This window comes from Pseudomonas inefficax, assembly GCF_900277125.1.
In the GTDB taxonomy this organism is placed as follows: domain Bacteria; phylum Pseudomonadota; class Gammaproteobacteria; order Pseudomonadales; family Pseudomonadaceae; genus Aquipseudomonas; species Aquipseudomonas inefficax.
In genome coordinates this window covers 1-10030 of record NZ_OPYN01000202.1, presented here as the reverse complement: position 1 = coordinate 10030, position 10030 = coordinate 1, and the positions used below count along the sequence as shown (strand labels likewise).

Annotated in this window: 7 protein-coding genes and 2 pseudogenes; 4 read left to right on the top strand and 5 right to left on the bottom strand. The window is 63.6% G+C overall.

Features of this window, described 5'->3' with window-relative positions; genetic code table 11:
* Nucleotides 1-94 (top strand): annotated as a pseudogene (locus JV551A3_RS24700) (type II toxin-antitoxin system RelB/DinJ family antitoxin); the annotation flags it as partial.
* A pseudogene (locus JV551A3_RS24695) lies at nucleotides 84-233 on the top strand (type II toxin-antitoxin system RelE family toxin); the annotation flags it as partial. The pseudogenes JV551A3_RS24700 and JV551A3_RS24695, both read left to right, overlap by 11 nt.
* A 361-nt stretch (nucleotides 234-594) precedes the next feature.
* Here the strand turns inward: JV551A3_RS24695 and JV551A3_RS24685 are convergent.
* The 4 genes from JV551A3_RS24685 to JV551A3_RS24675 all read right to left on the bottom strand — a co-directional run bounded on the left by JV551A3_RS24685 (nucleotide 595) and on the right by JV551A3_RS24675 (nucleotide 6093).
* Nucleotides 595-996, bottom strand: a complete 402-nt coding sequence (locus JV551A3_RS24685; RefSeq protein WP_235874641.1) for a BRO-N domain-containing protein — start codon at nucleotides 994-996, stop codon at nucleotides 595-597.
* Nucleotides 997-1162: 166 nt separating this feature from the next.
* Nucleotides 1163-2413, bottom strand: a complete 1251-nt coding sequence (locus tag JV551A3_RS24680; protein ID WP_112253462.1) for a ribonucleotide-diphosphate reductase subunit beta — start codon at nucleotides 2411-2413, stop codon at nucleotides 1163-1165.
* Nucleotides 2414-2946: 533 nt separating this feature from the next.
* Complete coding sequence (locus tag JV551A3_RS31225; protein WP_256660819.1) at nucleotides 2947-3075, bottom strand: hypothetical protein; 129 nt, start codon at nucleotides 3073-3075, stop codon at nucleotides 2947-2949.
* Between the two features lie 138 nt (nucleotides 3076-3213).
* Nucleotides 3214-6093 (bottom strand): ribonucleoside-diphosphate reductase subunit alpha, encoded by a 2880-nt coding sequence (locus JV551A3_RS24675; protein ID WP_133979202.1) that lies wholly within the window; start codon nucleotides 6091-6093, stop codon nucleotides 3214-3216.
* 830 nt (nucleotides 6094-6923) lie between these two features.
* Between JV551A3_RS24675 and JV551A3_RS24670 the strand changes: the two genes are divergently transcribed.
* Nucleotides 6924-7622, top strand: coding sequence for a response regulator (locus tag JV551A3_RS24670; RefSeq protein WP_085590720.1), 699 nt, complete (start codon nucleotides 6924-6926; stop codon nucleotides 7620-7622).
* On the top strand, nucleotides 7619-9226 hold the full coding sequence (locus JV551A3_RS24665) for an ATP-binding protein (protein WP_133974818.1): 1608 nt from the start codon (nucleotides 7619-7621) through the stop codon (nucleotides 9224-9226). Before JV551A3_RS24670 ends, JV551A3_RS24665 begins: the two co-directional genes overlap by 4 nt.
* A 3-nt stretch (nucleotides 9227-9229) precedes the next feature.
* On the opposite strand, the gene JV551A3_RS24660 is transcribed toward JV551A3_RS24665, so the two are convergent.
* Nucleotides 9230-9931, bottom strand: coding sequence for a 4'-phosphopantetheinyl transferase family protein (locus JV551A3_RS24660; protein WP_133974816.1), 702 nt, complete (start codon nucleotides 9929-9931; stop codon nucleotides 9230-9232).
* Between the last annotated feature and the right edge of the window lie 99 nt (nucleotides 9932-10030).

The window sequence follows — 10030 nt, the reverse complement described above, 5'->3', positions numbered from 1 at the left end:
CCTGATGACCGAGGAAGATGAAGACCTCATCGCCACCGTACAAGAGCGGCTTGCTTCTCCGCAGCGCGTGAGGGTGCAGCTGGATGACCTATAGCCTCGACTTCGATTCCCGTGCATTGAAGGAGTGGAAGAAGCTGGGCGATACCGTGCGTCAGCAGTTCAAAAAGAAACTGGCGGAGGTTCTGCTGAATCCTCGGGTTGAAGCCAATCGCCTTCACTCGCTACCAGACTGCCTTTAAGGAAATCGCCTAGGTATTTGGACTGCGCTTGCGAGCAAGGCACTCAATTCCCAAGCGAGACGCAGACTCTGCGGGAGCGGGCGCGCCCGCGAAGCAGGCGACGCGGTGTATGGCACCGGCTGCGCCGGTGTTCGCGGCCACGGCCGCTCCCACAGGTACAGCGTGATCCCGAAGCCAGCGCAGTCCCTGTGGGAGCGGGCGCGCCCGCGAAGCAGGCGACGCGGTGTATGGCACCGGCTGCGCCGGTGTTCGCGGCCACGGCCGCTCCCACAGGTACAGCGTGATCTCGAAGCCAGCGGAGTACCTGTGGGAGCGGGTTCACCCGCGAAGAGGCCCGCCCAGGCAAACCCGCCGCTTAAACCCCATGCAACCGCAGCGCCCGCTGCGCACATTCCCGCCAGCTCAACTTTGGCTTCTCTACCGGCGGCAGCTGTTCCACCTCCCCAGCCAGCACCACCGGCATATCCCGCATCCTCACCCAAGGCTCACTCTGCCAATACAACAACGTCGCGCTCCGTCCCCCAGGCCAGCACATCTGCCCCAGTCGCGGGACATCCTCCGCCCCGTCCTCCTGCCGATCACGCAGCACCGCCACCACCTCATGTGTCAGCCACCAGCGCAAATGCCGGTTCTCCGGTACATGGTGATGTGCCAACAAGGTATAGGCCCCGGATTCGCTGACCATGGTGGTCTCCTGGTACTTGCCATAGCGCAGCAGTTGCACCGTGCGGTACTGGTCCGGGTCGAGCTTGCGCATGCAGTGTTCATCGAAGAAGTGCCCGCTCAGCCGGCCGAGTTCGTAATCGTCCTCTTCACACCCTTTGGCTCGAGTCCCAAGTCGTAGGACGCTTCCTGTTCTGCCATTCCCCAGCCAATAAAAAAGGCTGCCAATCGGCAGCCTTCTCGATGCTCAGCCCGGACGATCAATCCCAGCTCAACGCCCCACCAGTCTGATACTCGATCACGCGAGTCTCGAAGAAGTTCTTCTCTTTCTTCAAGTCCATGATCTCGCTCATCCACGGGAACGGGTTGGTGGTCCCCGGGTACTCTTCCTTCAGGCCAATCTGGGTCAGGCGACGGTTGGCGATGAACTTGAGGTAGTCCTCCATCATCGCTGCGTTCATGCCCAGTACCCCGCGTGGCATGGTGTCACGGGCGTATTCGATTTCCAGCTGGGTCCCTTGCAGGATCATCTGGGTCGCTTCTTCCTTCATCGCCGCGTCCCACAGGTGCGGGTTCTCGATCTTGATCTGGTTGATCACGTCGATACCGAAGTTCAGGTGCATCGACTCGTCACGCAGGATGTACTGGAACTGCTCGGCGACGCCGGTCATCTTGTTGCGGCGGCCCATCGACAGGATCTGGGTGAAGCCGCAGTAGAAGAAGATGCCTTCCAGTACGCAGTAGTAGGCGATCAGGTTGCGCAGCAGCTCTTTGTCGGTTTCGACGGTGCCGGTGTTGAATTCCGGATCGGAGATGGCGCGGGTGTACTTCAGGCCCCAGGCGGCTTTCTTCGCGACCGACGGGATCTCGTGGTACATGTTGAAGATTTCGCCTTCATCCATGCCCAGCGACTCGATGCAGTACTGGTAGGCGTGGGTGTGGATCGCCTCTTCGAAGGCCTGGCGCAGGATGTACTGGCGGCACTCCGGGTTGGTGATCAGGCGGTACACGGCCAGGGCCAGGTTGTTGGCTACCAGCGAGTCGGCGGTGGAGAAGAAGCCGAGGTTGCGCATGACGATGCGGCGCTCGTCCTCGGTCAGGCCGTCCATGCTCTTCCACAGGGCGATGTCGGCGGTCATGTTGACCTCTTGCGGCATCCAGTGGTTGGCGCAGCCGTCCAGGTACTTCTGCCAGGCCCAGTCGTACTTGAACGGTACCAGCTGGTTGAGGTCGGCGCGGCAGTTGATCATGCGCTTTTCGTCGACACGCACGCGGGCGCCGGAGCCTTCCAGCTCGGCCAGGCCTTCGGCGATGTCGAGGTCGTTCAGGGCAGCCTTGGCGCGCTTGACGGCGTCGGAGTCGTCGGCGGTGGCGGCACGGGCTTCCAGGGCGGCGGCACCACCGGCGCTGTCGAGCTTGTCGAGGGTGGCCGCGGCAGTGGCCTGCGCAGGGGTGTTGCCTTTGGCGGCTACTTCGCCGTCTTCCTTGTCGAATTCGTCCCAGCTCAGCATGGTTTGGCTCCTGCTTGAGGGTCGCCCTGGGGCAACCGGTTGGATTTTAAGAATGTGATGCCTGACGCAAGGCCGTAACGGCGAATGGACAGCTCGAGAGGCTGACTCTCGTTTACATCTGGTGTGGTCTGGCTTGTACCTGGCCAGGCCTCGGGGAGGGGCCAGGACAATTGAATGGTGCTCTTTTCAGAGGGGGCGAAGTATATAGGGTTTCGCCTTGGTTCGGGGCGCGTCTCTTGCGGGCGAGGGTAAGTTTTTCGACCGGAATTGCGTGCGTCCGTTCACCGGGTTTGTGTTGTTTGCTACGGGGATGGAGTGTAGCGGTAAAAAGCAGGAGGCACTACATGTTGTAGATTTTTATTTTTAGAACACATCATGTTGGGTTGGCGCGATCCTTGTAGGAGCGGCCTTGTGTCGCGATAGGGCCGCGTAGCGGCCCCGCCGATTCATGCTGCGAAGCTGAAATCGTAGGGGGCGCTTCGCACCCCACCGCGACACAAGGCCGCTCCTACAGGGAACGAGTCAACTCGCAGCTAGCGAGTCGGGTGCAGCGTTTCGACAATGTGAGTCTTGGGGTGCTTGCGGGCCTGTTCCACCGAAGTGAAGCGGCCGGTTTCCGCATTGCGACCAATCTTGCGAGTTCCCAGTTTTTTCCGCGCCATGGTTACGTCCTTTTGTGGAGAGGTCCTGTCCTTTTACCGAGCTGCGCGAGCAGTGGGCAAAGGGCAAGGCTTCTCCGTGGCGCAGATACAAAAATGCCGCGCAGGGCACCCATGGGCACCCTGCGCGGCACTCAGGCCTTACTGGCAGGCTTCGCAGTCAGGCTCGTCGATCGCGCAGGCCTTCGGCACTGGCGCAGGGCCGGCTGCCTGGACCGGGGCGCTGTCGCCACCGCTGGAAACGGCGTTGAGCTTGCCGGTGTTGATGGTCGACTTCTCGGTGCTGGTCGCAGCCAGGGCACGGAGGTAGTAGGTGGTCTTCAGGCCACGGTACCAGGCCATGCGGTAGGTCACGTCCAGCTTCTTGCCCGAAGCGCCGGCGATGTACAGGTTCAGCGACTGGGCCTGGTCGATCCACTTCTGGCGACGCGAGGCGGCATCGACGATCCACTTGGTCTCGACTTCGAACGCGGTGGCGTACAGGTCCTTCAGCTCTTGCGGGATACGCTCGATCTGCTGCACCGAACCGTCGTAGTACTTCAGGTCGTTGATCATGACCGAGTCCCACAGGCCACGGGCCTTCAGGTCGCGGACCAGGTACGGGTTGATCACGGTGAACTCGCCCGACAGGTTCGATTTCACGTACAGGTTCTGGTAGGTCGGCTCGATGGACTGCGAAACGCCGGTGATGTTGGCGATGGTCGCGGTCGGCGCGATGGCCATGATGTTCGAGTTGCGAATACCTTTCTTGACGCGCTCGCGCACCGGGGCCCAGTCCAGGGACTCTTCCAGGTTGACGTCGATGTACTTGGCGCCACGGGCCTCGATCAGGATCTGTTGCGAATCCAGCGGCAGGATGCCCTTGGACCACAGCGAACCCTGGAAGGTCTCGTACGCACCGCGCTCGTCGGCCAGGTCGCAGGACGCCTGGATGGCGTAGAAGCTGACCGCTTCCATCGACTTGTCGGCGAACTCGACGGCAGCATCGGAGCCGTACGGAATGTGCTGCAGGTACAGCGCATCCTGGAAGCCCATGATGCCCAGGCCGACCGGGCGGTGCTTGAAGTTCGAGTTACGCGCTTGCGGCACCGAGTAGTAGTTGATGTCGATCACGTTGTCGAGCATGCGCACGGCGGTGTTCACGGTGCGTTGCAGCTTGGCGGTGTCCAGCTTGCCGTCGACGATGTGGTTCGGCAGGTTGATCGAGCCCAGGTTGCAGACCGCGATCTCGTCCTTGTTGGTGTTCAGGGTGATCTCGGTGCACAGGTTCGAGCTGTGGACCACGCCCACGTGCTGCTGCGGCGAACGCAGGTTGCACGGGTCCTTGAAGGTCAGCCACGGGTGGCCGGTCTCGAACAGCATCGACAGCATCTTGCGCCACAGGTCTTTGGCCTGGATGGTCTTGAACACCTTGATCTTGTTGTACTCGGTCAGGGCTTCGTAGTACTCGTAGCGCTCTTCGAAGGCCTTGCCGGTCAGGTCGTGCAGGTCTGGCACTTCCGAAGGCGAGAACAGGGTCCACTTGCCGTCATCGAAGACACGCTTCATGAACAGGTCAGGGATCCAGTTGGCGGTGTTCATGTCGTGGGTACGACGACGGTCATCACCGGTGTTCTTGCGCAGCTCGATGAATTCTTCGATGTCCAGGTGCCAGGTTTCCAGGTAGGCACACACGGCGCCCTTGCGCTTGCCACCCTGGTTGACGGCAACGGCGGTGTCGTTGACCACTTTCAGGAACGGAACCACGCCCTGGGATTTGCCGTTGGTGCCCTTGATGTAGGAGCCCAGTGCACGCACAGGGGTCCAGTCGTTGCCCAGGCCACCGGCGAATTTCGACAGCATGGCGTTGTCGTGGATCGCGTGGTAGATGCCCGACAGGTCGTCCGGCACTGTGGTCAGGTAGCAGCTGGACAGCTGCGGGCGCAGGGTGCCGGCGTTGAACAGGGTCGGGGTCGAGGCCATGTAGTCGAAGGACGACAACAGGTTGTAGAACTCGATCGCACGGGCTTCCTTGTCTTTCTCTTCCAGCGCCAGGCCCATGGCCACACGCATGAAGAATACCTGTGGCAGCTCGAAGCGCACGCCATCCTTGTGGATGAAGTAGCGGTCGTACAGGGTCTGCAGGCCCAGGTAGGTGAATTGCTGGTCACGCTCGTGGTCGATGGCCTTGCCCAGACGCTCCAGGTCGTAGCCTTTCAGGGCCGGGTCCAGCAGCTCGAACTCGACGCCTTTGTCGACGTAGGCCGGCAGGGCCTTGGCGTACAGGTCGGCCATTTCGTGGTGGGTGGCGCTCTCGGCCACGTTCAGGAAGCCCAGGCCTTCGGCGCGCAGGGTGTCCATCAGCAGGCGGGCGGTGACGAACGAGTAGTTCGGCTCGCGCTCGACCAGGGTACGGGCGGTCATCACCAGGGCGGTGTTGACGTCCTTGATGGCCACGCCGTCGTACAGGTTTTTCAGGGTTTCGCGCTGGATCAGCTCGCCGTCGACTTCGGCCAGGCCTTCGCAGGCTTCGCTGATGATGGTGTTCAGGCGGGCCATGTCGAGCGGCGCCAGGCTGCCGTCGGCCAGGGTGATGCGGATGCTCGGGTGCGGCTCGACCACGGACTCGGTGTTGACGCGGGTGGCGCGCTCCTTGGCGCGCTGCTCGCGGTAGATCACGTAGTCACGGGCGACTTTCTGCTCGCCGGCGCGCATCAGGGCCAGTTCGACCTGGTCCTGGATTTCTTCGATGTGGATGGTGCCACCCGATGGCATGCGACGCTTGAACGTGGCGGTGACCTGCTCGGTCAGGCGCGCGACGGTGTCGTGGATGCGCGACGAAGCAGCGGCGGTGCCGCCTTCAACTGCGAGGAACGCCTTGGTGATGGCAACGGTGATCTTGTCGTCGGTGTACGGGACGACAGTGCCGTTACGCTTGATCACGCGCAGTTGGCCGGGAGCGGTGGCGGCCAGATCCTGGTTGGAATCGGCGGCCTGCGGCACCTTGGCCTGCGGGTTCTCGCGAGTTGTGTCGGTTTGCATGGGTGGGTGTCTCCACAGTTTCTATATTGTTCAGGCGCCTTTTGGGCGCCCACCGTTCCGTCCACTTGCTCGATGGCCTGGCGGGGATGGGCAATGCATGCGCATCCGCCCGCGCGGGCGTACCAACTTCGGGACAGACTCAGGAATAAGGGGCAATGGCTCGCCGCTCCCTGGCCGAAGTCAAAGGTTCTGGGCTGGGCCCAAAAACTGTTGCTGATGGATGCCAGGCCCGGCCTGTAGCACCCATACCCGAACAAGGCCCTGAAAGGGCTTGCCTCGGTCGCCTCCGCAGGAGCGGTTTGGCTGCTGGAATCACTTGAAGTTCACCCGGAAAATCGCTTGATTTTGCGGGTTGACTTTTGTGTGTGATTTTGCACGAACCCCTATATCTAGTGGTTCGCTGCGATCGGGATACAAGATAATGCGGTATCGGGGGCTTTGCAAGGCGGAGCCCCTGTGGATAACTTGTGCGTACTTTGTGAGTGAATGGTGGGTATTCGCTGTAGGCCTTGTGCCAAGTGGTTTGCAGTATTTTTCTGCGCCTTGCTGCCCCTGGGCAGAATTTTTCGGGCGCGAACCCTATCACAAAAATCGGTTCAGTCGAGGGGCTGCCGGGCGGCTTGGCAGTGCCGGGGGCGGGACGTAGTATCCGAAGCAGATGTTGCCTTTTGGTTAAAGGGTCATGTTTCCTGCACCGGCCCTTTCGCGGGTGAACCCGCTCCCACAGGTATTGCACAGGCTTCGAAAGCGGCTCGGTCCCTGTGGGAGCGGGTTCACCCGCGAAGGGGCCGGCACAGGCCACAGAACAACAACAAACAAAGGCACAAGCCATGGACCACCCCGCACCTCGCATCCTCATAGTCGAAGACGACCAGCGCCTGGCCGAGCTCACCGCCGAGTACCTGCAGGCCAACGGCTACGAAGTCAGCGTCGAAGGCGATGGCGCTCGCGCCGCGCGGCGCATCGTCGACAGCCAGCCCGACCTGGTCATTCTCGACCTGATGCTGCCCGGCGAGGACGGCCTGAGCATCTGCCGCCGGGTGCGCAGCCAGTACCCAGGCCCGATCCTCATGCTGACCGCCCGCAGCGATGAACTGGACCAGGTCCAGGGCCTGGACCTGGGGGCCGATGACTATGTCTGCAAACCCGTACGCCCACGCCTGCTGCTGGCACGCATTCAGGCCCTGTTGCGCCGCAGCGAAGCACCGGACAGCAAGCGCCAGGACCTGGCCTTCGGCGCGCTGCGCATCGACAATCGCCTGCGCGAGGCGCGCCTGGGCGAACAGCTGATCGAGCTGACCGGCGCCGAATTCGACCTGCTCTGGCTGCTGGCCAGCAACGCCGGGCGGGTGCTGACGCGCGAGCAGATCTTTACCGCGCTGCGTGGCGTCGGCTACGACGGCCAGGACCGCTCCATCGACATACGCATCTCCAGGATCCGCCCAAAGATCGGCGACGACCCGCTCCAGCCAAGGCTGATCAAGACCCTGCGCAGCAAGGGCTACCTGTTCGTCGGCGAAGCCCCATGAACAACTCCATCTTCCTGCGCATCTATGGCGGCATGCTGGCCGTGCTGGTGCTGGTGGCCCTGCTCGGGGTGCTCAGCCTGCACCTGGTCAACGAAGTGCGTGCCGCGCAGCACCGCGAGGGCCTGGCCCAAGGTACGTTCAGCCTGATGGCCGACAACCTGGCGCTGCAGAACGACACCGAGCGCAAGCGCTCGCTGCTGATCTGGGAGCGCCTGCTCGGTGTGCCGCTGGCGCTGCAACCGATGACTGCGCGCACACTCGATGGCGGCCAGCGGGCGCGCCTGTACCGCGGCCTGGTGGTGGTCGAGAAGACCGGCCCGCATGCAGCCCAGGTGTTGCGCAAGGTCGGCCAGGAAGACCTGATGCTGGTAGCGCAGATCAAACAGATCAGCGAGCAACTGGCGCGGGCCACCCTCTATCTGCTGGCCGACGAACTGGTGCGCTATCCGGTGACCGAACAGCAACAGCGCCTGGCACAGATCAAGAAAGAAAAGGGCTTCGGCTTTGGCGCGGCCCTGCAGCGCATCGAGCGGGTGAGCCTGGACGATGACCAGCGGCGCCGGGTCGAGGAGGGCGACACGGTCATGGCCCTGGGCAAGGATGGTGACTCGATCCGCGTGTTCGCCGGGCTGGCTGGTTCGCCGTGGGTGCTGGAAATCGGCCCGCTGCACCAGCTCAACCCCTATCCGCCGCAGTTGCTGATCCTGATCACTTTTCTTGGCCTGTGCCTGATCGGCCTGGTGGTCTACCTGCTGGTACGCCAACTGGAGCGGCGCGTGTCGGGCCTGGAGATTGCCGCCACGCGCATCGCCCAAGGCAGCCTGGATACCCGTGTGCCGGCCGGCGACGCCGACTCGGTGGGGCGCCTGGCCGCGGCATTCAACGGCATGGCCGAGCACCTGCAACGCTCGCTGACCATGCAGCGCGAGCTGGTGCGGGCGGTTTCCCACGAGCTGCGCACGCCGGTGGCACGCCTGCGCTTTGGCCTGGAGATGATCGAAAGTGCCACCACCGAGCAGGCTCGGGCCAAGCACCTGGCGGGCATGGACGGCGATATCCAGGACCTCGACAAGTTGGTCGACGAGATGCTCACTTACGCCCGCCTGGAGCAGGGCGCACCGGCGCTGAAGTTCGAGCGGGTTGACCTGGATGCCTTGCTCGACCGCGTGATCGAAGAGCTCGCGCCGCTGCGTGGCGAGGTACGGGTTGTGCGCGGTGAGTGCCAGGGCGCCGATGGTGAAGGCGCCTGGGTCGAGGCCGAACCGCGCTACCTGCACCGGGCCCTGCAGAACCTGGTGGGCAACGCCATGCGCCATGCCGAGACCGAGGTGCGCCTGAGCTACCAGTTGGGGCAGCAACGCTGCCGCATTGATGTGGAGGATGACGGCCCGGGGATACCCGAGGGTGTCTGGGACCGAATTTTCACACCGTTCACTCGCCTCGACGACAGCCGTACACGCGCCTCGGGCGGGCATGGCCTGGGCCTGTCGATCGTGCGGCGGATCATCTACTGGCACGCCGGCCGAGCAACGGTGGGGCGCAGCGCCGCGCTGGGCGGTGCCTGCTTCAGCCTGAACTGGCCACGGCAGCAGGCACCGTTGTGACGGTCAGGCGCTGACCAGGCTGAGCAGATGGCCGTCCTGCAGGCAGAACTGGCCCTGCAGCTCGGCGCCATGCCGCCACTGCGGCGACAGGTCGGTGAGCAGGCGCAGGCGGGCCAGGCCTTCGGCAGACCAGTCCAGCACTTCGGCGTGCTCGAAGTAGAAGCGCTGGCGGGTCAGCGGGTAGAGCGTCTTGAACAGGCTTTCCTTCAGCGAGAAGGTCAGGGTGACTGCAAGGCCGAGCTGGCGGCGGTCCAGGCGCTCGAGCTCGAGCGGGGTGAGAATCTCACCCATCAGCCGCTCGGCGCGCTGGTCATCCAGCAGTGCTTCCTGATCCAGGCCCAGGCCCTGGCAACTGCCCTCGGCAGCGACTACGGCGGCCGCCCAGCCTTTGCCGTGGGTGATCGAGCCGTGGATGCCGGCGGGCCAGATGGGCGAGCGGTCCTCGTGGGTGCCGGGTACGTAGTCACGGCCGTCCAGGCGCTGCAGTGCGGCGCGGGCGCAAACCCGGCCGGCCAGGTACTCGGCCTGGCGCTTGGCCACCGAGCGCTGCAGGCTGACAGTGGGCACCACGCTGGCGCGCTGGAAGTCCTCGGGCGCCAGGCGCGTCGGGTCGAAGGCGCAACTGACCAGCACCGCGCCAGGTAGTGGGCGGGGCAGGGGCCAGTGGTACTGGAGGGGGGCGCAGCAGGCAGGGAGCGTATTCATGGGGCTATTGTGCCAGCTGTACGGGCACTAAGGGAGCCAGCGTGCAATGCATCCTTGTGGGAGCGGCCTTGCGTCGCGAAAGGGGCGCGCAGCGGCCCC

What these genes read in the sequence shown, in the direction of transcription:
- JV551A3_RS24685 (WP_235874641.1), bottom strand. Translation starts at nt 996, where the DNA reads ATGCGCAAGCTCGACCCGGACCAGTACCGCACGGTGCAACTGCTGCGC.
- JV551A3_RS24680 (WP_112253462.1), bottom strand. Translation starts at nt 2,413, where the DNA reads ATGCTGAGCTGGGACGAATTCGACAAGGAAGACGGCGAAGTAGCCGCC.
- JV551A3_RS31225 (WP_256660819.1), bottom strand. Translation starts at nt 3,075, where the DNA reads ATGGCGCGGAAAAAACTGGGAACTCGCAAGATTGGTCGCAATGCGGAA.
- JV551A3_RS24675 (WP_133979202.1), bottom strand. Translation starts at nt 6,093, where the DNA reads ATGCAAACCGACACAACTCGCGAGAACCCGCAGGCCAAGGTGCCGCAG.
- JV551A3_RS24670 (WP_085590720.1), top strand. Translation starts at nt 6,924, where the DNA reads ATGGACCACCCCGCACCTCGCATCCTCATAGTCGAAGACGACCAGCGC.
- JV551A3_RS24665 (WP_133974818.1), top strand. Translation starts at nt 7,619, where the DNA reads ATGAACAACTCCATCTTCCTGCGCATCTATGGCGGCATGCTGGCCGTG.
- JV551A3_RS24660 (WP_133974816.1), bottom strand. Translation starts at nt 9,931, where the DNA reads ATGAATACGCTCCCTGCCTGCTGCGCCCCCCTCCAGTACCACTGGCCC.